This is a genomic window from Pseudomonas sp. MWU13-2100, from assembly GCF_023242365.1.
Taxonomy (GTDB): domain Bacteria; phylum Pseudomonadota; class Gammaproteobacteria; order Pseudomonadales; family Pseudomonadaceae; genus Aquipseudomonas.
Genome location: NZ_JALLIX010000021.1, coordinates 24249 through 48018 on the forward strand (window position 1 = coordinate 24249; position 23770 = coordinate 48018).

Here is a 23770-nt window from a genome sequence, read left to right on the forward strand (position 1 = left end):
CGTTTTCGGGCACGCACACAATAAAGAGAGGCCGGGATGTACATCTATCGCTTGGTCCTGCTGCTGGTGGTCGGGATCTACCTGTTCTCGCCAGCCATCATGGACTGGTGGATCGACGCCACTGGCGCCTGGTATCGCCCTTATCTGCTCTGGCTGATCCTGATCGTCGTGACCTTCATCCTGCAGAGCCAAAAAGATGCCGATGAGCTTTAGCCTGACCCAGATGCTGCTGATCAGCGCCGCGTACCTGCTGGCGTTGTTCGGCGTGGCCTGGATCAGCGAACGCGGGGTGATCCCACGCTCGATCATCCGTCACCCGCTGACCTACACCCTGTCCCTGGGCGTCTACGCCAGTGCCTGGGCGTTTTATGGCACGGTGGGGCTGGCCTACCAGTACGGCTACGGTTTTCTCTCCAGCTACCTCGGGGTCTCCGGCGCCTTCCTGCTGGCGCCGGTGCTGCTCTACCCGATCCTGAAGATCACCCGCACCTACCAGCTCTCGTCCCTGGCCGACCTGTTCGCCTTCCGCTTTCGCAGCACCTGGGCCGGCGCCCTGACCACGGTGTTCATGCTGATCGGCGTATTGCCGCTGCTGGCCCTGCAGATCCAGGCGGTGGCGGACTCCATCGGCATCCTCACCCGCGAACCGGTGCAGCACCGCGTGGCCCTGAGTTTCTGCGCGCTGATCAGCCTGTTCACCATCTTCTTCGGCTCGCGTCATATCGCCACCCGGGAAAAACACGAAGGCCTGGTGTTCGCCATTGCCTTCGAGTCGGTAATCAAACTGATCGCCATCGGCGGGGTTGGCCTCTACGCCTTGTACGGCGTGTTCGACGGCCCGCAGCAGCTCGAGCTTTGGTTGTTGCAGAACCAGACCGCCCTGGCCGCGTTGCACACGCCGTTGCAGGAAGGTCCGTGGCGCACCCTGCTGCTGGTGTTCTTCGCCTCGGCCATCGTGATGCCGCACATGTATCACATGACCTTCACCGAGAACCTCAACCCGCGCTCCCTGGTCAGTGCCAGTTGGGGCCTGCCGCTGTTCCTGCTGCTGATGAGCCTGGCGGTGCCGTTGATTCTCTGGGCCGGACTCAAGCTCGGCGCCACCACCAACCCCGAATACTTCACCCTCGGCATCGGCATTGCCGCCAACAACGAGGCCCTGGCCCTGCTGGCCTATGTCGGCGGGCTCTCGGCGGCCAGCGGACTGATTATCGTCACCACCCTGGCGCTGTCGGGCATGGCCCTGAACCACTTGGTACTGCCGCTCTACCAGCCTCCGGCCGAAGGCAATATCTATCGCTGGCTGAAGTGGACGCGCCGCGCCCTGATCGTCGCCATCATCATGGCCGGCTATGGTTTCTACCTGCTGCTGGGCGCCGAACAAGACCTCGCCAACCTGGGCATCGTTGCCTTCGTCGCGACCCTGCAATTCCTCCCCGGCGTGCTCTCGGTCCTGTACTGGCCGACCGCCAACCGACGCGGCTTCATCGCCGGGCTGCTGGCGGGGATCCTGGTCTGGCTGGTGACCATGCTGCTGCCGTTGATCGGCAACCTGCAGGGCTTCTACGTACCATTGCTGAACACGATCTATGTGCTCGACGACACCAGCTGGCATATGGCGGCCATCGCCTCCCTGGCCGCCAACGTGCTGATGTTCACCCTGATCTCGCTGTTCACCAGCGCCAGCCCGGAAGAGGCCAGCGCCGCCGAAGCCTGTGCGGTGGACAATGTGCGGCGCCCGCAACGCCGCGAGCTGCACGCCGCCTCGCCGCAGGAGTTCGCCACCCAACTGGCCAAGCCGCTGGGGGCCAAGGCCGCGCAGAAAGAAGTCGAACAGGCCCTGCGCGATCTCTACCTGCCCTTCGACGAGCGCCGCCCCTACGCGTTGCGCCGCCTGCGCGACCGTATCGAGGCCAACCTGTCCGGGCTGATGGGGCCGAGCGTGGCCCAGGACATGGTGGAAACCTTCCTGCCCTACAAGGCCGGCGGCGAAAGCTATGTCACCGAAGACATCCACTTCATCGAAAGCCGCCTGGAAGACTACCACTCGCGTCTCACCGGCCTTGCCGCCGAGCTCGACGCCCTGCGCCGCTACCACCGCCAGACCCTGCAGGAACTGCCGATGGGCGTCTGCTCGCTGGCCAAGGACCAGGAGATCCTGATGTGGAACAAGGCCATGGAAGAGCTCACCGGGGTCGCCGCGCAGCGCGTGGTCGGCTCACGCCTGAGCACCCTCGGCGAACCGTGGAAGGACTTGCTGCAAGGTTTTATCAACCTGCCCGACGAACACCTGCACAAACAGCACCTGGCCCTCGACGGCCAGACCCGCTGGCTGAACCTGCACAAGGCCGCCATTGACGAGCCGCTGGCACCGGGCAACAGCGGCCTGGTGCTGCTGGTCGAAGACCTCACCGAAACGCAGATGCTCGAAGACAAACTGGTGCACTCCGAACGACTGGCGAGCATCGGCCGGCTGGCGGCCGGCGTAGCCCACGAGATCGGCAACCCGATCACCGGCATTGCCTGCCTGGCGCAGAATCTGCGTGAAGAGCGCGAGAACGACAGCGAACTGACCGAAATCAGCGGGCAGATCCTCGAACAGACCAAGCGCGTCTCGCGCATCGTCCAGTCGCTGATGAGCTTCGCCCACGCCGGCAGCCACCAGCACAACGACGAAGCCGTCTGTCTGGCCGAGGTCGCCCAGGATGCCATTGGTCTGCTGGCCTTGAACCGGCGCAACTTCGAAGTACAGTTCTTCAACCTGTGCGCCCCCGAGCACTGGGTCGACGGCGATTCCCAACGCCTGGCCCAGGTACTGATCAACCTGCTCTCCAACGCCCGCGACGCCTCGCCTGCCGGCGGCGCGGTGCGGGTCAAGAGCGAAGCCTCCGAACACACCATCGACCTGATCGTCGAGGACGAAGGCACGGGTATCCCGAAGAACATCATGGACCGATTGTTCGAACCCTTCTTCACCACCAAGGATCCTGGCGAGGGCACCGGACTAGGCCTTGCTCTGGTCTATTCCATCGTTGAAGAGCATTATGGACAAATCACCATCGACAGCCCGGCTGACACCCAAAGCCAACGTGGCACCCGTATCCGGGTCACCCTGCCGCGTCATGTCGAAGCGACGTCCGCTGTGAACTGAGACCGTCGAGAGAACCGAATCAATGCCGCACATTCTGATCGTCGAAGACGAAACCATTATCCGCTCCGCCCTGCGTCGCCTGCTGGAACGTAATCAGTACCAGGTCAGCGAAGCCGGTTCGGTGCAGGAAGCCCAGGAACGTTTCAGTATCCCCTCGTTCGACCTGATCGTCAGCGACCTGCGCCTGCCCGGCGCTCCCGGCACCGAGCTGATCAAGCTCGGCCAGGGCACCCCCGTGCTGATCATGACCAGCTACGCCAGCCTGCGCTCGGCCGTGGACTCGATGAAGATGGGCGCGGTGGACTACATCGCCAAGCCGTTCGACCACGACGAGATGCTCCAGGCCGTGGCCCGCATCCTCCGCGATCGCCAGGGCGGGCAAGGCGCGCCAGCAGAGAAAGTCGCCGGCAAGGGCAATGGCGCCGCGGAAAAAGTGGCCGCTGGCAACAGCAACGGCGAAATCGGCATCATCGGCTCCTGCCCACCGATGCAGGACCTCTACAGCAAGATCCGCAAAGTCGCGCCCACCGACTCCAACGTCCTGGTCCAGGGCGAGTCGGGTACCGGCAAGGAGCTGGTGGCACGCGCCCTGCACAACCTGTCCAAGCGCGCCAAGGCACCGATGATCTCGGTCAACTGCGCGGCGATTCCCGAAAGCCTGATCGAATCCGAACTGTTCGGCCACGAAAAAGGCGCCTTCACCGGGGCCAGCGCTGGTCGCGCCGGCCTGGTGGAAGCGGCGGACGGCGGCACGCTGTTCCTCGACGAAATCGGCGAGCTGCCCCTTGAAGCCCAGGCGCGCCTGTTGCGGGTATTGCAGGAAGGCGAGATCCGTCGCGTCGGCTCGGTGCAGTCGCAGAAAGTCGATGTGCGCCTGATCGCCGCGACCCACCGCGACCTCAAGAGCCTGGCCAAGATCGGCCAGTTCCGCGAAGACCTTTACTACCGGCTGCACGTTATCGCACTGAAGCTGCCGGCCTTGCGCGAGCGCGGCGCCGACGTCAACGAGATCGCCAGTGCCTTCCTCGCCCGCCAGAGCGCACGGGTGGGTCGTACCGACCTGCGCTTCGCTCCCGACGCCGAACAAGCCATTCGCCACTACGCTTGGCCGGGTAACGTCCGCGAGCTGGAAAATGCGGTCGAGCGTGCGGTGATCCTGTGCGAAAGCCCGGAAATCTCCGCCGACCTGCTGGGCATCGACATCGAGCTCGGCGACCTGGAAGAAGAAGAATTCATCGGCCTGGCACCGCAACAGACCAGTGCCAGTAGCGCCAGCCACGAGCCGACCGAGGACCTTTCTCTGGAAGACTACTTCCAGCACTTTGTCCTCGAACACCAGGACCACATGACCGAGACCGAGCTGGCACGCAAGCTCGGGGTCAGCCGCAAGTGCCTGTGGGAACGCCGCCAGCGTCTGGGCATTCCACGGCGCAAGACCGGGGTGACCAGCGAGAGCTGAAGCGCAAGCGCCCACCGGTAACACTGCACTTTGTGAAAAAACTGTTACCCCAGGATTTTCTCGTAACAAAAGCCGGGTCTATCGGTAACGACGACCCGGCTTTTTTTCGCCCTGAAAAAACCATTTTCTCGGGAAAGCCCAATGTTTACGGGGCTTCGAAAAAGTTGGCACGGCACCTGCTATAGCTTTGGTACAAGAACAATAACAAGCAATGCACCAGACAATAAAAACAAGACGTATCGACTCACGCACAATAAAAACAACACGGCGAGAGACGCAGCTAACTGATTCTTTTGGAGAAGTACTGTAATTGGGGCTTGCCCCACGACCAGGCCGAGAACAACAAAAACTGCCCTCAAAGCAGCGCCTGAACTGGTTGGATCCTCTGGATCATGACACTACAGCGATCAAAGCAATCCGTTTGCTCTTGGCTCCCGATTGGGAGAGCCCACAGGCTTGAAGCCATGTGGCACAGGGCGATCAACAAAAACAAGAAGCCCGCAACCATAATAAAAATAGAGCATGCAACTACTTCTGGGGGAGCTTCGGCTCCCCTTGTAGTTTCCGCGATACCGACCGCTCCTCACCCCGCCCGCGACCGAGTGATTTGCAGCCGTCGCAACGCCCCGCAAGCCCTTCGCCCTGCTCCGTGCCGATACTGCGGCGGCTTCCTACACCATCCCTCGACTAAATGCTAGAATCCTCGCCCATCATGCGGTCATTCTTTGAGGTGGCCGAATATTCCTTCAAACAGTGCCTCCCATGCTGAAGAAGCTGTTCCAGTCATTACGTTCTCCCTCGCGTCGAACGCAACATAAACGCAGCACCCCTGAAGTGCTCAACAGCGGCCAGCACTCGCTGCAAAAGGCCCAGTTCAGCCGGTATGCGGTGAATATCGTCGAACGCCTGCAGAACGCCGGCTACCAGGCCTATCTGGTCGGCGGTTGCGTGCGCGACATGCTGCTCAACATCACACCCAAGGATTTCGACGTCGCCACCAGCGCCACGCCGGAACAGATCCGCGCCGAATTCCGCAACGCCCGGATTATCGGTCGTCGCTTCAAGCTGGTGCATATCCACTTCGGTCGGGAAATCATCGAGGTTGCGACCTTTCGCGCCAACCACCCGCAAGACGAAGACGAGGACAGCAATCAGTCCTCGCGTAACGAAAGCGGGCGGATTCTGCGCGACAACGTCTACGGCACCCTCGAAGACGATGCCCAGCGCCGCGACTTCACCATCAATGCCCTGTATTACGATCCGGTCAGCGAGCGCATTCTCGACTACGCCAACGGCGTACACGATATCCGTAACCGCCTGGTCCGCCTGATCGGCGACCCGACCCAGCGCTACCAGGAAGACCCGGTTCGGATGCTGCGGGCCGTGCGCTTCGCCGCCAAGCTGGACTTCGGTATCGAGAAACACACCGTCGCGCCGATTCGCAAGCTGGCGCCGATGCTGCGCGAGATCCCGTCGGCGCGTCTGTTCGAAGAAGTGCTCAAGCTGTTCCTCTCGGGTTACGCCGCCGACACCTTCGAAATGCTGGTCGATCTCAAACTGTTCGAACCGCTGTTCCCGGCCAGCTTCGAGGCCCTGGAACACAACCCGACCTACACCCACACGTTGATCAGCGAAGCCTTGATCAACACCGACCTGCGCATCCAGCAGAACAAACCGGTCACCCCGGCGTTCTTGTTCGCCGCGCTGCTCTGGCCGGCCCTGCCCGGCCGGGTATTGCGCTTGCAGGCAAAGGGCATGCCGCCGATTCCGGCCATGCAGGAAGCCGCCCACGAGCTGATCAGCGAACAGTGCCAGCGGATTGCGATTCCGAAACGCTTCACCCTGCCGATCCGCGAGATCTGGGACATGCAGGAACGCCTGCCACGGCGCAGCGGCAAGCGTGCCGACCTGCTGCTGGACAACCCGCGTTTCCGCGCCGGCTACGACTTCCTGCTGCTGCGCGAAACCGCCGGAGAGCAGACCGATGGCCTGGGCGAATGGTGGACGGACTACCAGGACGCCCACGATGCCGGTCGGCGTGACATGATCCGCGACCTGGGCAGCAAGGACGACGGCACCGGCACGGGTCCGCGCAAACGTCGGCGTAGCACGGCCGGCAAGCGCAAGCGTGCCACCGGTACGGACGAGTAAATCGATGGATCGCGTGTATATCGGCCTGGGCAGCAATCTGGCGGACCCAGCGGAGCAGTTGCGCAACGCCATCCAGGCCTTGGGGCAGTTGCCCGACACGCTGCTGGTGGGGGTTTCCGCGTTCTACCAGAGCGATTCGCTGCTGCCCGGCCAGCCGCGCTATACCAATGCCGTCGCCGCCCTCGACAGCGATCTCGCGCCCCTGGCGCTGCTGGATGCGCTGCAAGCCATCGAAATCGACCAGGGTCGTGAACGGCATGAGCGCTGGGGGCCACGGACCCTCGACCTGGATATCCTGTTGTTCGGTGAACGCCTGATCGACGAGCCGCGCCTGAAAGTCCCGCATTACCATATGCAGGCCCGGGCGTTCGTGCTCTATCCACTGGCGGAACTGGCGCCGGCCAATTTGCAACTGGCCGATGGCCGCAGCCTGAAGGCGCTGCTGGCGGACTGTCCGTTCGTCGGCCTGGAACGCCTTCCGCAGTAAGCACAAACCCTGTGGGAAAACACAAAGCCCATGGGAGAAACACGGAACCTGTGGGAAAACACAACGCCTATGGGAGAAACACGGAACCTGTGGGAGCGGAGCTTGCCCGCGAAGCTTTTAGCGCCCTTGAGGGCCCCTTCGCGGGCAAGCTCCGCTCCCACAAAAAGCCGGCGTTGCCAACCAGACTGCCTGCTCCCCCCGCAGCTGAATCGCATCAGTCATGCCGGTAACACTCACGGCGTAACATTGCGGTAACACACACGATTGACTTCCCCAGTTCTCCTCACGACTATAGGCGTCCCGTTGCCGCCCCTGCGGCGTTTGAAGGGCGCAATCCAGGCTTTGCAAGCACGACACCAGAACGTGCACCTGTATACACGACGAATCACGCGCGTTACTCGCAGTCATTTGCACGGCGCCTGAATGAGGACTTTTTCATGCCAGACATTACCCTGACCACCCTGCAAGGCCTCAAGCAAAAGGGTGAAAAAATCACCATGCTGACCTGCTACGACGCGACCTTCGCCCACGCCAGCTGCGCAGCCGGCGTCGAGGTGCTGCTGATCGGCGATTCGCTGGGCATGGTTACCCAAGGGCATGACAGCACCCTGCCCGTTACCGTCGCCGACATCTGCTATCACACGGCAAGTGTCAAACGCGGCAACCAGGGCGCCTTTATCATTGCCGACCTGCCATTCATGGCCTACGCCACCCTCGAGCAGACCTTTCACAACAGCGGCCTGCTGATGCAGGCCGGTGCGCACATGGTCAAGGTCGAAGGCGCCGCCTGGCTCGCCGAATCCATCCGTCAGTTGGCCGAACGTGGCGTCCCGGTGTGCGTACACATGGGCCTGACCCCGCAGTCGGTGAACATCTTCGGCGGCTACAAGGTCCAGGGTCGCGGCGAAGCCCAGGCGCGGCAGATGCGCGCCGACGCCATTGCCCTGGAACAGGCCGGCGCGGCGATGATCCTGCTCGAATGCGTGCCGAGCGAACTGGCCGCGGAAATCACCCAGGCGGTAAAGGTCCCAGTGATCGGTATCGGTGCCGGCAGCGCCACCGACGGCCAGGTCCTGGTCCTGCACGACATGCTCGGCCTGTCCATCAGCGGTCGCGTGCCCAAGTTCGTGAAGAACTTCATGGTCGGCCAGGACAGCCTGCATGGTGCCCTGAGCGCCTATGTCAGCGAAGTCAAGGCCGCCACTTTCCCTGGGATCGAACACGGGTTCAGCGCATGAATACAGTCAAGACCGTTCGCGAACTGCGCGCCGCCGTGGCTCGCGCCCGCAGTGAAGGCAAACGCATCGGTTTCGTGCCGACCATGGGCAACCTGCACAGCGGCCACGCGGCCCTGGTGACCAAGGCCGCCCAGCGCGCGGACTTCGTGGTGGCGAGTATTTTCGTCAACCCGCTGCAATTCGGCGCCAACGAAGACCTCGACAAATACCCGCGGACCCTCGTCGCCGACCAGGAGAAACTGCTCCAGGCCGGCTGCCATCTGCTGTTCGCCCCCAGCGTCGAGGAAATGTACCCCGGCGGCATGGGCGGCCAGACCCGCGTCAGCGTCCCGCAACTCTCCGAAGGCCTCTGCGGCGCCAGCCGTCCCGGGCATTTCGAAGGCGTGGCGACGGTGGTCAGCAAACTGTTCAACATGGTCCAGCCGGACCTCGCGGTGTTCGGCCAGAAGGATTTCCAGCAACTGGCGGTGATCCGCCAACTGGTGCACGACCTGAACATGCCGATCCAGATCATCGGCGAACCGACCGTGCGCGCCGCCGACGGCCTGGCGCTGTCCTCGCGCAACGGCTTCCTCAGCGAAGAACAACGGGCCAAGGCACCGGCGCTGTATCGCAGCCTGAAGCAGATCGCCGAGGCCATCGAACAGGGCGAGCGCGACTACCCCAAGCTGCTGGCCGAGCAGAGCCGCCAGATCGAAAGCGCCGGTTTCCGGCCAGACTACCTGGAAATCCGCCACGCCTTGAACCTGCGCCCGGCGACAGCCGAAGACCGTGACCTGGTGATCCTGGTCGCAGCCTTCCTCGGCACCACGCGCCTGATCGACAACCTGCACCTGAACCTCGACAGCCCGGCCTGACAGCCCGATTGCCCGGCCCCACGGCTTCGGGCAAACTGCCGCGGCCCGGCGCCATGCAGCACAAATGCGTGGCGCCGCACGAGGATCCGACCAAGGAAACATCCATGCACGCCATCATGCTCAAAGCCAAATTGCATCGCGCCGAAGTGACCCACGCGGTGCTCGACTACGAAGGTTCCTGCGCCATCGACGGCGAGTGGCTGGACCTGGCCGGGATCCGCGAGTACGAACAGATCCAGATCTACAACGTCGACAACGGCGAGCGCTTCACCACCTACGCCATTCGCGGCGAGGAAGGTTCGCGGATCATCTCGGTAAATGGCGCCGCCGCCCACAAGGCCGGTGTCGGCGACCGGGTGATCATCTGCGCCTACGCCCATTACAGCGAGGCCGAGCTGGTCGATTTCAAACCACGCATGCTGTATATGGCCCCGGGCAACGAACTGAGCCACACCAGCCACTCGATCCCGGTGCAGCTCGCCTGATCGCCATCCGACCGAGCACGCGAAAACGCCTTTCGGCCCCGAGAGTGCGAAAAAGTACCGAGTAAAGGTCAGACAAAGCCAAGACAGATGCAGGCGCGAGCGGTACTGTAATCGCCCCTGCATCATTCAACCGTGCTGACGCAGGTTGCCGGACACTGCCAGCGACAAAAGCAGGACGTTCCGGCGTTTCTGATGTCCAAAAAGCCAAATGTCCAAAAGGCAGCTCTCGTAAAAGGAAACCCGCAGCGATGGCGTACTACCGCACTCCTCACGACGTGACCGCCCTGCCCGCTTGGCAGGCGTTGAACCAACACCGCGACAACATGCACGATTTCAGCATGCGCGAAGCTTTCAATGCCGATCCGCAGCGCTTCAATCAATTCACCCTCAGCAGCTGCGGGTTGTTTCTCGACTACTCGAAGAACCTGATCACCCAGGAAACCCGCAACCTGCTGGTGGGCCTGGCCAATGAAGTCGACCTGCAAGGCGCGATCAAGTCGCTGTTTGCCGGTGAACTGGTCAACGCCTCCGAAGGTCGCCCGGCCCTGCACACCGCCCTGCGCCGCCCGGTTGGCGACAAGCTCTCGGTCAACGGCGTCAACGTGATGCCCGACGTGCACAAAGTGCTGAACCAGATGACCGAGCTGGTCGGAAAAATCCACGACGGCCTGTGGCGCGGCTACACCGAGAAGCCGATCACCGACGTGGTGAACATCGGTATCGGTGGTTCGTTCCTCGGTCCGGAACTGGTTTCCGAAGCGTTGCTGTCCTACGCCCATAAAGGCGTGCGCTGCCATTACCTGGCGAATATCGATGGCAGTGAGTTCCACGAGCTGTCCGCCAAGATCCGCGCCGAGACCACCCTGTTCATCGTCTCGTCGAAAACCTTCACCACCCTCGAAACCCTGAAGAACGCCCGTGCCGCACGTGACTGGTATCTGGCCCAGGGCGGCTCTGAAGCGGAGCTGTACAAGCACTTCATTGCGGTCTCGAGCAACAACGCCGCCGCCGTGGCCTTCGGTATCCGTGAAGAGAACATCTTCCCGATGTGGGACTGGGTCGGCGGGCGTTACTCGCTGTGGTCGGCCATTGGCCTGCCGATCGCCCTGGCCATCGGCATGTCGAACTTCAAGGAACTGCTGTCCGGTGCCTACACCATGGACCAGCATTTCCAGACCGCGCCGTTCGAACAGAACATGCCGGTGCTGCTGGCCCTGCTCGGTGTCTGGTACGGCAACTTCTGGGGCGCGCAGAGCCACGCGATCCTGCCGTACGACCACTACCTGCGCAACATCACCAAGCACCTGCAGCAGTTGGACATGGAATCCAACGGCAAGAGCGTGCGCCAGGACGGTACGCCGGTGTCCACCGATACCGGTCCGGTGATCTGGGGCGGTGTCGGCTGCAACGGCCAGCACGCGTACCACCAGTTGCTGCACCAGGGCACCCAGTTGATCCCGGCCGACTTTATCGTGCCGATCGTCAGCTTCAACCCGGTCGCCGACCACCACCAGTGGCTGTACGCCAACTGCCTGTCGCAGAGCCAGGCGCTGATGCTCGGCAAGACCCGCGACGAAGCGGAGCGCGAGCTGCGTGACAAGGGCCTGAGCGAAGCCGAGGTGCAGAAACTGGCACCACACAAGGTGATCCCGGGCAACCGTCCGAGCAACACCCTGGTGGTCGAGCGCATCAGCCCGCGTCGTCTTGGCGCCCTGGTGGCGATGTACGAACACAAAGTCTTCGTGCAGAGCGTGATCTGGGGCATCAACGCCTTCGATCAGTGGGGCGTCGAGCTGGGCAAGGAGCTGGGCAAGGGTGTCTACAACCGCCTGACCGGCAGCGAAGAGTCTTCGGCCGAAGATGCTTCGACCCAGGGCCTGATCAACTATTTCCGCGGTCGTCATCGCGGTTGATCACCTGCTCCCGCAGTAGCCTGTGTGTACACAGGACCTGTGGGAGCGGAGCTTGCCCGCGAAGGCGCCCTTGAGGACGCCAAAAGCTTCGCGGGCAAGCTCCGCTCCCACAAGGACCTGCGTCGACCTTTTATCCGCTTGAACCCCACTGCAACAGGGTGCACCCTTGAGACTTGTCGTAGACAAGAACAAGGAATCGCCATGTTCGATCTTCGTACCTATCCCCTGGCCGACGCCGTGCGCCAGGCCGCGCAGTTGAGCCAGGACGACTACCAGCGCCTCTACCGCCAGTCCATCGACCAACCCGACACCTTCTGGGCCGAGCAGGCCAAACGCTTTCTCGACTGGTCCAGACCCTGGGACAGCGTCCAGCACTGGGACCTGCATACCGGCCAGGCGAGTTGGTTCGCCGGCGCACAACTGAATGTCAGTCACAACTGCATCGACCGCCATCTCGCCACCCGTGGCGAGCAGATCGCCCTGATCTGGGAAGGCGACAATCCCCATGAGTCGGCGCAGATCACCTACCGCAAACTGCACCATAACGTCTGCCGCCTGGCCAATGCGCTCAAGGCCCGCGGCGTGAAGAAAGGTGACCGGGTGTGCATCTACATGCCGATGATTCCCGAAGCCACCTACGCCATGCTCGCCTGTGCGCGCCTTGGCGCCATCCACTCGGTGGTCTTCGGCGGCTTCTCCCCCGACGCCCTGCGCGACCGCATCCTCGACGCTGACTGCCGCACGGTGATCACCGCCGACGAGGGCGTGCGCGGCGGCAAATACGTGCCCCTCAAGCAGAATGTCGACCAGGCGCTGCTCAGTTGTCCGGATGTCAGCACCGTGCTGGTGGTGGAGCGCACCCAGGCCGAGGTGAACTGGGTCGCGGGTCGCGACCTCTGGTACCACGAAGCCCTGCATGGCATCAGCACCGACTGCCCGGCCGAACCGATGGACGCCGAAGACCCGCTGTTCATCCTCTACACCTCCGGCAGCACCGGCAAACCCAAGGGCGTGCTGCACAGCACCGGCGGCTATCTGTTGCAGGTCGCCATGACCTTCCAGTACGTGTTCGACTATCGCCCCGGCGAAGTCTTCTGGTGCACCGCCGATGTCGGCTGGGTCACCGGCCACAGCTATATCGTCTATGGCCCGCTGGCCAACGGCGCGACCAGCCTGATCTACGAAGGCGTGCCGAACTATCCGGATGCCTCGCGCTTCTGGCAGGTCATCGACAAGCACCAGGTGAATATCTTCTACACCGCGCCCACCGCCCTGCGCGCCTTGATGCGCGAAGGCCCGCGCCCCTTGGAAAACACCTCGCGGGCCAGCCTGCGCCTGCTCGGCAGTGTCGGCGAGCCGATCAACCCGGAAGCCTGGGAATGGTATTTCAACGCCGTCGGCGAGCAGCGCTGCCCCATCGTCGACACCTGGTGGCAGACCGAGACCGGCGGCATCATGCTCACCCCGCTGATCGCCAACAGCCGGATCAAACCCGGCTGTGCGACCCAGCCGATGTTCGGCGTGCTGCCGGTCCTGCTGGATGACCAGGGTCAGGAAATCAGCGGTGCCGGCAGCGGCGTGTTCGCCCTGAAAAGTAGCTGGCCGGGGCAGATCCGCAGTGTCTACGGCGACCCGCAGCGCATGCTCGAAACCTATTTCAAGCCCTACCCCGGCTACTACTTCACGGGCGACGGCGCCCGCCGCGACGAGGACGGCGACTACTGGATCACCGGCCGCATCGATGACGTGATCAATGTCTCCGGGCACCGCATCGGCACCGCCGAAGTGGAAAGCGCCCTGGTGCTGCATGACAGCATCGCCGAAGCCGCGGTGGTCGGTTATCCCCATGACCTCAAGGGTCAGGGCCTGTATGCCTTTGTCACGCCGATGAAGGGGGTGGAAGCGGATGATTCACTCAAGAAGGCACTGCTGGCCCTGGTCGGCAAGGAGATCGGCAGCTTTGCCAAGCCGGACCTGATCCAGTGGGCCCCGGCCTTGCCGAAAACCCGTTCGGGCAAGATCATGCGGCGTATCCTGCGCAAGATTGCCAGCAACGAACTGGACAACCTGGGCGATACCTCGACCCTGGCCGACCCCGGCGTGGTCGACAGCCTGATCGAACAGCGCCTGAATCCCTGACCCCCGGGCGGCGAACACTGTTCGCCGCCTGATCGACCGAGCCCCACTATGGAATTTCTTCGCAGCCGCATCGAAACCCAGATCATGAGCCTGACCGGCCTGTCCCTGGGCATGCTCGACCTGGAAAACCCCAAGGGCGACCCCGGCCTCTTCGGCCCGGACTCGGTGTGCTGGCAGGTCCATGGTGACTTCAGCAGCATGCTGATCGGCGGCATCAGCGCGTTGATGCTGCAAGCCCTGCACCCACTGGCGCTGGCCGGGGTCTGGGACCATTCGAACTTTCGCCAGGACATGCTCGGGCGCTTGCGCCGCACCAGCCAGTTCATTGCCGGGACCACCTTCGGCTCACGCCAGGACGCCGAGTGGCTGATCGACAAGGTGCGCACCATCCACCTGCAGGTGGTCGGCACCGCGCCGGATGGCCGGCCCTATGCCGCCAGCGATCCGGAGTTGCTGACCTGGGTGCATGTGGCCGAGGTCAGCAGCTTTCTCAAGGCCCATCTGCGCTACCGCAATCCGCATTTGTCCGCTGCGGACCAGGACCGTTATTACGATGAAATCGCCCTGATCGCCGAACGCCTCGGCGCGCGGGATGTCCCCCGCTCACGCCAGGCCATCGCCGAATACCTGCAACGCATGCGCCCGCAACTGCTCTGCGATGCCCGCAGCCGCGAGGTGTTGCGCCTGCTGCTCGCCGCCCCCGCGCCGAGTCGCCTGGCCCAGCCATTCGGCAACCTGATGATGCAGGCCGGCATCGACCTGCTGCCGGACTGGGCCGGCGAGATGCTCGGCCAATCGCAAAACCCGCTGCAACGCCAGGTCATCCGCGCCGGCGTCAAACGCAGCGCGCCATTGTTGCGCTGGGCCATGCGCAACGGCTCCGCCCAACGCGCCAAACGCCGCATGGGCCTGATTCCCTGAAGGCTGGTAAACTTGCGCGCCAAATCCGACCCCCAAGGCGCCGTGCATGTCTTCCTTGAACCAGGCGCTGCGCGCCGCCCTCGATCATCGCCAGGACCTGCTCGCCGAGCTGCACAGCCAGGGCACCGACTGCTATCGCCTGTTCCACGGCAGCCAGGAAGGCGCCGGCGGCCTGACCATCGACCGCTACGGCCCACAGCTGATGGTGCAGACCTTCCACCAGACCCTGGAGCGCGAAGACCTGCTCGCCCTGCACGCGGCGATCAACCAGTACCTGGCCCTGGACACCCTGCTGGTCTACAACGACCGCTCCCGGGGCAACTCACGGATCGATCGCGAAGACCCGGTCTATCGCGCCGACGAGGCCGCCCTCGCCGACCTGGTCGGCCATGAAGGCGGTCTGAACTACCGCGTCCGTGGCCGTCACGCCGGCCAGGACCCACTGCTGTTCCTCGACCTGCGCAACGCCCGCGCCTGGGTCCGCCAGCACAGCGCCGGCAAGAGTGTGCTGAACCTCTTCGCCTATACCTGCGGCGTCGGCCTCAGCGCCGCGGCCGGCGGGGCCCGGGAGGTCTGCAACCTGGACTTCGCCGAAGGCAACCTGGCGGTCGGCCGGGAGAACGGCCAGCTCAACCCGCACCTGTCGCCGATGGACTTCATCCAGTCCGACTACTTCCCCGCCATCCGCCAGCTCGCCGGCCTGCCCATCAGCCAGCGCCGCGGGCAGAAGCTGCCCAGCTACCAGCGCCTGGAACAGCGCCAGTACGACCTGGTGCTGCTCGACCCGCCGGCCTGGGCCAAGAGCGCCTTCGGTACCGTCGACCTGCTGCGCGACTACCAGAGCCTGCTCAAGCCGGCCTTGCTGGCGACCGCCGACGACGGCGTGCTGATCTGCTGCAACAACCTGGCGAAAGTCAGCCTGGAAGACTGGCGCGAACAGGTCCTGCGCTGCGCGGAAAAAGCCGGGCGCCCGGTCCGCGAATGGCAGGTACTGGCCCCCGCTGCCGACTTCCCCTCCCGCGACCTGCAACCGCCACTCAAGACCCTGGTTCTGCAGTTGTAGGAATGACTCGCAAACACCCATTATTCCGTCGCGGCAAGGGCTTGCTTCGGAACCGCAAACGCATGCCATACTCCAAGGCATCTGCGATTGAGAGAGACGACGCCTCACATGCCCAAAGGATTGAAATGCGCCCTCGGCGCCTTGTTGACCGGCCTCGCGCTGTACACCGTGCTCGGGTTCCTGATCATCCCCGGCGTCGGCCTGCGCATCGCCAACCAGCAGTTGGCGCACTACGCCACGGTACCCGCCAGCCTGCAGCGCCTGGAGTTCAATCCCTTCAGTCTCGAGCTGACCCTGTGGGGGCTGAATATCGGTGAACCGGGCAAGGAACAGGTCGCCTTCGAACGCCTCTATGTCAATCTGCAGATCGACAGTCTCTGGACCCACGCCCTGCACCTGACCGATATCCAGCTGGACAAACCCAACACCGAGGTGACGTTCAGCAAGGACGGCACTCTGAACCTCGCCCAGCTGTTCAAGCTGCCGCCCAGCGAACCGACCCCGGCCGATCCCAACGGCAAGCCGTTCCCCGTACGCATCGACCTGATCGAAGTGGCCGGCGGACGCCTGCATTTCCAGGACCTGCGCCCCAGCGAGCCGATCGAATTCACCTACACCCCGATGGACCTGGCGCTGAAGAACCTCAGTACCCTGCCGGAAGACAACGCCGACATGACCCTGGTGGCCATCGGCGGCGATAGCGGACGGATCGACTGGAAAGGCAACTTCAGCCTGGTGCCGGTCGCTTCCGAGGGCACGCTCAAGATCACCGACAGCCATATGAAAGGCTGGTGGCCTTATGTGCGCGATGCCCTGCCGCTGGTGCTGGAGCACGGCGTCGTCAACCTCAGCACCGACTACAAGTTCAGCCTCGCCAAAGGCACCGAGCTGCTGCTGAGCAACGCCGCCGTCAGCGTCGCCCCCTTTGCCGTGAAAGCGCCGGATGGGCGCCCGCTGGTGCGCCTGGAGCGCCTGGACCTCAGCGAAACCAGCGTCGACCTGGCCAAGCAACAGGTGACGGTCGGCAAGATCCGCAGCAACAAGCTTGAAACCTGGGCCGCCCGTGAGCAGGACGGGCAACTCGACTGGCAGAAACTCTTTGCCGCGCAACCGGCCAAACCGGCGCCCAAGGAAGCCCCGGCCGCCTCCGACGCCAAGGCTGCAGCGCCGGTGCCGGCGCCGAGCAAGCCCTGGCAGGTCCTGCTCAAGGACGTGCAACTGCGCGACTACCGCGTACACCTGGCCGACCGCGTGCCGAAAACCCAGGTGGCCCTGGAACTCGGTCCGCTGAACCTGGACCTGGAGAATTTCGACAGCCTCAACCAGTCGCCCTTCACCCTCAAGCTCGACACCGGGCTGGGCAAGCAGGGCAAGATTCTCGCCAGCGGCGAAGTCAACCTGAACCCGGTCAGCGCCAAGCTCAAGGTCAATACCCAGGACATCGACCTGCGGGTCGCCCAGGCCTATGTCGAACCGTTCATTCGCCTGGAAGTGCGCAGCGGCATGCTCGGCAGCGACCTGGCGGTCAACCTCAAGAGCGTCGACCCGTTGGCCTTCAGCGTCACCGGCAAGGCCCAGGTCGACCAGTTGCACACCCTCGACACCCTCAAGAGCCGCGACTTCGTGAAGTGGCAGAAGCTGACAATCGATGGCCTCAACTATCAGCACGGTGACAGCCTCTCGATCGACAAGGTCAACCTGCTGCAACCCTATGCCCGTTTCATGATCAACGATGACCGCACCACCAACATCGATGACCTGCTGATCCCGCAACCGCCGGCGAGCAAGTCGGCGGAAAAAGCCAAGGCACCCGCTGCCGCATCGAACAGCAAACCGCTGGGCATCCATGTCGGCGGCATTGCAATCAATGACGGCTCGGCCAACTTTGCCGACTTCAGCCTGACCCCGCACTTCGCCACGGCGGTCCAGCAGCTCAACGGCCAGATCGGTACCATCGACAGCCGCCAGCCGAAACCGGCGGACGTCGATGTCAAAGGCAAGGTCGACCGCTATGCACCGGTGACCATCAAGGGCGCGCTCAACCCGTTCGACCCGATGGCCAGCCTGGATATCGCTACCAGCTTCAAGCGCGTTGAACTGACCACGCTGACCCCCTACTCCGGCAAGTTCGCCGGCTACCGCATCCGCAAGGGCCGGCTCAACCTCGACGTGCACTACCTGATCACCAAGGGCCAGCTGAAAGCCGAAAACAAGCTGGTGGTCGAACAACTGCAACTGGGTGAGAAAGTCGACAGCCCGGATGCCGTGGACCTGCCGATCAAGCTGGCGATTGCCCTGCTCAAGGACTCCGACGGCAAGATCTCCATCGAGCTGCCGGTGAGCGGCGACCTCAACAACCCGCAGTTCAGCGTGATGCCGATCATCTGGCAGACCCTGCGCAATCTGATCGTGCGCGCCGCCACCGCGCCCTTCAAGTTCATTGGCGGGCTGATCTCCGGCGGCGACTCCCAGGACCTGAGCAATGTGTCCTTCGCACCTGGCTCCAGCGAGCTGAGCGGTGACGCCCAGTCGTCCCTGACCAAGCTCGCCGCGGCCTTGAAGGAACGCCCCAACCTGCGCCTTGAGATCGAAGGCACCGCAGCCCAGAACAGCGACGGCGCATTGATCGCCCAGCAGCGCCTGGAACAGGAATACCAGGCCACCTACTACAAGATGCTCCAGCGCCGTGGCGACAAGGTGCCGGCCCAGGCCTCGATGATCCAGGTGCCGGAAGGCGAGAAAGCACCGATGCTCGAAGGCATCTACCGCACCCTGCTCAAGCAGCAACCGCCTGCCGAGTGGGCCAAGCTGGGTAACGCCGAACGTACCGCCAAACTGAAGGCCGGGGTGATCAGCGCCTGGAGCGGTAATGAGCCGCTGCTGCGCAAACTGGGTCAGGACCGCGCCAGCAGCATCAAGGACTTCCTGGTGGACAAGGGGCAGTTGGCCGATGACCGCGTGTACTTCATCGACGCCAACCTCGGCGAGGCGCAAAAAGACGGTCGCGTGGTGACGCCGCTGCATCTGGATAGCGAATGAACCGGGTCAGCCCGCTGATGTTCGGCCTGGCACTGGCGGTGCTCGCCGGCCAGGCCCAGGCCGACACCTTGCGTTGTGGCAGCCGGTTGATCAGCGTGGGCGACCGCAAGTCGGAGGTGCTCGACAAATGCGGTGAGCCGCGCTCCCAGGACCTGGTGGGCTACCAACGCAGCTTCGACCGACGCACCGAGGTGCAGATTGAAGAGTGGGTCTATCCGCAAAGCGGCGGCATGGTCCAATACCTGCGTTTTGTCGGCGGGCGCCTGGAGCGCATCGACAGCAAGCGCGGCAACTGACCCCACGCCCCCTGCGGGAGCTGGCTTGCCGGCGATGGCACCCGTTAGAGCGACGCAAGGCTCCAGGGCCTCATCGCTGGCAAGCCAGCTCCTACAGGGGGCCGTGCAAAGCGTCGATTTCGTCCGCCACAATAAAACGGGCCCCGACGCATAACGTCGGAGCCCGCGGTTGGTCACTCCCTGTGACCCGTCACCTGAACGTCAAGGCTCAGCAAGCGTATTGCAACACCACTTGCTTCCCCCTAAGGCGCGTTCAGGTGAAATCCATGCGTATTACTCGGTTTTCAGGCCGGCGGCCGAAACGTCTTTGACACCTTTGATTTTCTTGGTGATGGCCACTGCCATGTCCTTCTGCGCGGAGGTCACTGGGGTCATGGATGACAGGGAAACCACGCCTTTGTTGGTTTCAACCTTGATGTCGGTACCCGGGATGCCTTTTTCGGTGATCAGGTCGGCCTTGACCTTGGTGGTGATCCAGGTGTCGGAAGTCTCTTCCTTGGCCTTGGTGACTTCACCGGCCGCGACAACCATCGGAGCTTGAGAAGTCGGTTGAGCGGCGAATGCAGCATTGGCCAAGGTCAGGGTCAGCGCGGTGGCAGTGGCGGCAGCGATAGCGAACTTCTTCATACAAGTAACTCCTGTTCTTCTGGAAAAGTCTGCGCCGTAGTCCTGGCGGCAGGGTTATCTGTAAGGTTGCAGGCGCTGTGCCAACCCACGAAAACATAATAAAACCATACAAATCAATAAGTTAAGATTTAACGCAAAAATCGTAATCGTGCAGATTGCATGACCGGTCGCCAAACTGCGTGCAAGTTGCGGGTTTGCGCGACGAGCACGCCGCGGGAACATGGGGCTTTTCCAATGCGCATAAAAAAAGCACCCCGGGGGGGTGCTTTTTCTCAGCGTGAAGTCCGAGCGCGATTAAACGCCCGAGGCCTTGGCTGCTGCAACGTCCTTGATGGACAGCTTGATACGGCCGCGGTTGTCCACGTCCAGTACCAGCACTTCCACTTCCTGGCCTTCTTTCAGGATGTCGGTGACTTTCTCTACCCGAGCGTCGCTCAGCATGGAGATGTGCACCAGACCGTCCTTGCCCGGCAGGATGTTGACGAATGCGCCGAAGTCGACGATGCGCTCAACCTTACCGACGTAGATCTTGCCGATTTCAGCTTCCGCGGTGATGCCCAGGACGCGCTGACGAGCCGCTTCAGCCGCTTCCTTGGTTTCGCCGAAGATCTTGATCGAGCCGTCGTCTTCGATGTCGATCGAAGCCTTGGTCTCTTCACAGATCGCACGAATGGTCGCGCCGCCTTTACCGATGACATCGCGGATTTTATCGGTGTCGATTTTCATCGCGATCATGGTCGGAGCATTTTCCGACAGTTCGGTGCGGGACTGACCAATGATCTGGTTCATCTGACCGAGGATGTTCAGGCGCGCTTCCAGGGCTTGGCCCAGGGCGATCTCCATGATCTCTTCGGTAATGCCCTTGATCTTGATGTCCATCTGCAGCGCGGTCACGCCTTTGGCGGTACCGGCTACCTTGAAGTCCATGTCGCCGAGGTGGTCTTCGTCACCCAGGATGTCGGTCAGGATGGCGAATTTCTCGCCTTCCTTGACCAGACCCATGGCGATACCGGCAACCGGTGCCTTCATCGGTACACCGGCGTCCATCAGGGCCAGGGAAGCGCCGCAGACCGAAGCCATGGAGCTCGAACCGTTGGATTCGGTGATTTCCGAAACCACACGGATGGTGTACGGGAATTCAGCGGCATCCGGCAGCATGGCCTGGACCGAACGACGGGCCAGACGACCGTGACCGATTTCACGACGACCGGCACCGCCCATGCGACCACATTCGCCGACCGAGAACGGCGGGAAGTTGTAGTGCAGCATGAAGGGGTCTTTTTTCTCGCCTTCCAGGGTGTCCAGCAGTTGGGCGTCACGGGCAGTACCCAGGGTTGCCACAACCAGGGCCTGGGTTTCGCCACGGGTGAACAGGGCCGAACCGTGGGTCTTGGGCAGCACACCGACTTCGATGTTCAGCGGACGTACGGTCTTGGTGTCGCGGCCGTCGATACGTGGCTTGCCGTTGACGATGTTTTCGCGAACGGTGCGGTATTCGATTTCGCCGAAAGCGGCTTTCACTTCGCTGGAAGAAGGCTGGCCTTCTTCACCGGACAGCTTGGCAACCACCTGGTCTTTCAGCTCGCCCAGACGCGCGTAACGGTCGGCCTTGACGGTGATGGTGTAAGCCTGGGAGATCGCGTCGCCGAACTCGGCACGGATCGCGCCCAGCAGCGCGGTGGCTTCAGGCGCGGCAGTCCAGGACCAGGTTGGCTTGGCAGCTTCGGCGGCCAGCTCTTTCACGGCCTGGATGACGACCTGGAATTCGTCGTGGGCGAACAGTACTGCGCCCAGCATCTGGTCTTCGGTCAGCTCTTTGGCTTCCGATTCAACCATCAGTACCGCTTCCGAGGTACCGGCAACGACCATGTCCAGGCTCGAGGCTTTCTGTTGCTCGTAAGTCGGGTTCAGCAGATAGCCGGTGCTTTCGTGGAAAGCCACGCGCGCGGCGCCGATCGGGCCATCGAAAGGAATACCGGAGATGGCCAGGGCTGCCGAGGTACCGATCATCGCAGCGATGTCCGGATCGGTCTTCTTGCTGGTGGAGACGACGGTGCAGACAACCTGCACTTCGTTCATGAAACCTTCAGGGAACAGCGGGCGGATCGGACGGTCGATCAGGCGCGAAGTCAGGGTTTCTTTTTCGGAAGGACGGCCTTCACGCTTGAAGAAGCCACCAGGGATCTTGCCGGCAGCGTAGGTTTTTTCCTGGTAGTGCACGGACAGCGGGAAGAAGCCTTTGCTCGGGTCCGCTTGCTTGGCACCGACCACGGTCACCAATACGCTGACGTCGTCGTCAACGGTGACCAATACTGCGCCGGAAGCCTGACGGGCGATACGGCCTGTCTCGAGGGTGACGGTCGACTGACCGAACTGGAATTTTTTGATAACCGGGTTCACGGTGTCCTACCTTCTTTTGTGGCTCTTGGGGAACTTGTCTTCTTGCGAAATTCTTGGGCAACGCCGGGAATCGGCCCGACTGTCATTGTCCAGATGCTGTCTCGGAGTAAAACAGGTACTCAGATAAAACTAGAGGCTGGGAGCTTGCCATGCGCCGACGGGAAACCCGCTGACGCACAGCAAACAACCAACCTCATAGCGCAATCGCTGATTAGCGACGCAGACCCAGGCGACCGATCAGAGCGCTGTAACGGCTCACGTCCTTGCCTTTCAGGTAGTCCAGCAGCTTACGGCGCTGGTTAACCATGCGGATCAGACCACGACGGGAGTGGTGGTCTTTACCGTTGGCCTTGAAGTGACCTTGCAGTTTGTTGATGTTGGCGGTCAGCAGTGCAACTTGCACTTCTGGCGAACCAGTATCACCAACGGCTTGCTGGTAGTCGGTAACGATTTGAGCTTTTTCTTCAACGCTGAGAGCCATGAGGCAATCCTTTTATCAAGAAACTGTTTCAGAAAAACAGTTTCAACAGGCCAGGGACAAATCCCTGTATCTATAAATGAGTAGTGACCGTGCCTGTTGACAGCCACCCTCTCCAGCCTGCTTTGACACAGACTGGTTTCCGGTCATTCTGACCGAATCAGTCGACGCGGCGCGATACGCCCGTCTTCGCTCACTTCACCGATACCGATAAAGCGACCGTTATGATCTTGTACCCGCACCATGCCGAACTTCGGCGCATCCGGCGCACGTACCGGCTGGCCGTTGAGCCAGTAGAACGCACTGTGCTCGGAAAAGTGCAGCAGCGGCCAGTCTAACAGACCGCTGTCCGAAGGCATGAGGAAGCGATCAACCGCCTCGTTGCCGCCCTCGGCATGCACCGCCTCGAGCTCTTCCAGCGTGACGGTCTGGGCCAGGGTGAAGGGGCCGGCCTGGGTCCGTCGCAATTCAGCCACGTACGCGCCACACCCGAGCTTCTCACCGATATCCTCCACCAGGGTCCGAATATAGGTGCCCTTGCTGCAGTCCACCGCCAGCCGCGCAGTATCACCTTCGCAGGCGAGCAATTCCAAGCGCGTAATAGTAACAGAACGCGGTTCGCGCTCCACTACTTCACCGGCACGGGCCAGCTTGTACAACGGCTGTCCGTCACGTTTGAGCGCCGAGTACATCGGCGGTATCTGACTGATTTGACCGCGAAATTCCGGCAACACCGCTTCGATATCGGCACGACCAACGGTCACCGGGCGCGTCTGCAAAACATCGCCTTCGGCGTCCGCGGTGGTAGTGGTCTTGCCCAATTGCGCGAGGGTTTCGTAACCCTTGTCGGAATCGAGCAGGTATTGCGAGAACTTGGTGGCCTCGCCGAAGCACAGCGGCAGCACCCCGGTGGCCAACGGATCGAGGCTGCCGGTATGGCCGGCCTTCTCGGCGTTGAGCAACCAGCGGACCTTCTGCAAGGCGGCGTTGGAGGTGAACCCCAACGGCTTGTCCAGCAGAATGATGCCACTGACATTACGACGGATACGCTTGACCTGAGCCACCG

The 23770-nt window shown here is 62.5% G+C and carries 18 protein-coding genes; 14 read left to right on the forward strand and 4 right to left on the reverse strand.

Annotation, left to right across the window (positions count from 1 at the left end; genetic code table 11):
- Positions 1 to 36 precede the first annotated feature (36 nt).
- From M5B99_RS16040 to M5B99_RS16105, 14 genes are all read left to right on the forward strand, one after another.
- A complete protein-coding gene (locus M5B99_RS16040; protein WP_003176118.1) occupies positions 37 to 213 on the forward strand; it encodes a hypothetical protein in 177 nt (58 codons plus the stop codon).
- Complete coding sequence (locus M5B99_RS16045) at positions 197 to 3151, forward strand: sensor histidine kinase (RefSeq protein WP_248804963.1); 2955 nt, start codon at positions 197 to 199, stop codon at positions 3149 to 3151. Before M5B99_RS16040 ends, M5B99_RS16045 begins: the two co-directional genes overlap by 17 nt.
- 22 nt (positions 3152 to 3173) lie before the next feature.
- Positions 3174 to 4610, forward strand: a complete 1437-nt coding sequence (locus tag M5B99_RS16050; protein ID WP_248804964.1) for a sigma-54-dependent transcriptional regulator — start codon at positions 3174 to 3176, stop codon at positions 4608 to 4610.
- 762 nt (positions 4611 to 5372) lie between these two features.
- The gene (locus M5B99_RS16055) at positions 5373 to 6761 is read left to right on the forward strand and encodes a polynucleotide adenylyltransferase PcnB (protein WP_248804965.1); all 1389 of its coding nucleotides are present in this window, start codon (positions 5373 to 5375) and stop codon (positions 6759 to 6761) included.
- A gap of 4 nt (positions 6762 to 6765) precedes the next feature.
- Entirely contained in the window at positions 6766 to 7248 is a 483-nt protein-coding gene (gene folK / locus M5B99_RS16060) for a 2-amino-4-hydroxy-6-hydroxymethyldihydropteridine diphosphokinase (protein WP_248804966.1), read from the forward strand.
- Positions 7249 to 7685: 437 nt separating this feature from the next.
- Positions 7686 to 8486 (forward strand): 3-methyl-2-oxobutanoate hydroxymethyltransferase, encoded by an 801-nt coding sequence (gene panB / locus M5B99_RS16065; protein ID WP_248804967.1) that lies wholly within the window; start codon positions 7686 to 7688, stop codon positions 8484 to 8486.
- Positions 8483 to 9343, forward strand: a complete 861-nt coding sequence (gene panC, locus M5B99_RS16070) for a pantoate--beta-alanine ligase (protein WP_248804968.1) — start codon at positions 8483 to 8485, stop codon at positions 9341 to 9343. Before panB ends, panC begins: the two co-directional genes overlap by 4 nt.
- Positions 9344 to 9447: 104 nt before the next feature.
- The gene (gene panD, locus M5B99_RS16075) at positions 9448 to 9828 is read left to right on the forward strand and encodes an aspartate 1-decarboxylase (protein ID WP_248804969.1); all 381 of its coding nucleotides are present in this window, start codon (positions 9448 to 9450) and stop codon (positions 9826 to 9828) included.
- 248 nt (positions 9829 to 10076) lie between these two features.
- Positions 10077 to 11741, forward strand: coding sequence for a glucose-6-phosphate isomerase (gene pgi, locus M5B99_RS16080; protein ID WP_248804970.1), 1665 nt, complete (start codon positions 10077 to 10079; stop codon positions 11739 to 11741).
- A gap of 201 nt (positions 11742 to 11942) precedes the next feature.
- Positions 11943 to 13880, forward strand: a complete 1938-nt coding sequence (acs, locus tag M5B99_RS16085; RefSeq protein ID WP_248804971.1) for an acetate--CoA ligase — start codon at positions 11943 to 11945, stop codon at positions 13878 to 13880.
- Between the two features lie 48 nt (positions 13881 to 13928).
- Positions 13929 to 14801, forward strand: a complete 873-nt coding sequence (locus M5B99_RS16090) for an oxygenase MpaB family protein (protein ID WP_248804972.1) — start codon at positions 13929 to 13931, stop codon at positions 14799 to 14801.
- Positions 14802 to 14847: 46 nt separating this feature from the next.
- Positions 14848 to 15864 carry a class I SAM-dependent rRNA methyltransferase gene (locus M5B99_RS16095; protein WP_248804973.1) on the forward strand — a complete coding sequence of 339 codons (1017 nt, stop codon included), beginning with the start codon at positions 14848 to 14850 and terminating at the stop codon, positions 15862 to 15864.
- A 108-nt stretch (positions 15865 to 15972) separates the two neighbouring features.
- Positions 15973 to 18903 (forward strand): DUF748 domain-containing protein, encoded by a 2931-nt coding sequence (locus M5B99_RS16100; RefSeq protein ID WP_248804974.1) that lies wholly within the window; start codon positions 15973 to 15975, stop codon positions 18901 to 18903.
- Positions 18900 to 19199: a DUF2845 domain-containing protein gene (locus tag M5B99_RS16105; protein WP_248804975.1), complete on the forward strand. Its 300-nt coding sequence runs from the start codon at positions 18900 to 18902 to the stop codon at positions 19197 to 19199. Before M5B99_RS16100 ends, M5B99_RS16105 begins: the two co-directional genes overlap by 4 nt.
- Positions 19200 to 19472: 273 nt before the next feature.
- On the opposite strand, the gene M5B99_RS16110 is transcribed toward M5B99_RS16105, so the two are convergent.
- From M5B99_RS16110 to truB, 4 genes are all read right to left on the reverse strand, one after another.
- A complete protein-coding gene (locus M5B99_RS16110; RefSeq protein ID WP_248804976.1) occupies positions 19473 to 19826 on the reverse strand; it encodes a BON domain-containing protein in 354 nt (117 codons plus the stop codon).
- 294 nt (positions 19827 to 20120) lie between these two features.
- Positions 20121 to 22226 carry a polyribonucleotide nucleotidyltransferase gene (gene pnp / locus M5B99_RS16115; protein ID WP_248804977.1) on the reverse strand — a complete coding sequence of 702 codons (2106 nt, stop codon included), beginning with the start codon at positions 22224 to 22226 and terminating at the stop codon, positions 20121 to 20123.
- A 211-nt stretch (positions 22227 to 22437) separates the two neighbouring features.
- Positions 22438 to 22707: a 30S ribosomal protein S15 gene (rpsO, locus tag M5B99_RS16120; protein WP_002555121.1), complete on the reverse strand. Its 270-nt coding sequence runs from the start codon at positions 22705 to 22707 to the stop codon at positions 22438 to 22440.
- A 143-nt stretch (positions 22708 to 22850) separates the two neighbouring features.
- Positions 22851 to 23768 (reverse strand): tRNA pseudouridine(55) synthase TruB, encoded by a 918-nt coding sequence (gene truB, locus M5B99_RS16125; protein ID WP_248804978.1) that lies wholly within the window; start codon positions 23766 to 23768, stop codon positions 22851 to 22853.
- Positions 23769 to 23770 lie beyond the last annotated feature (2 nt).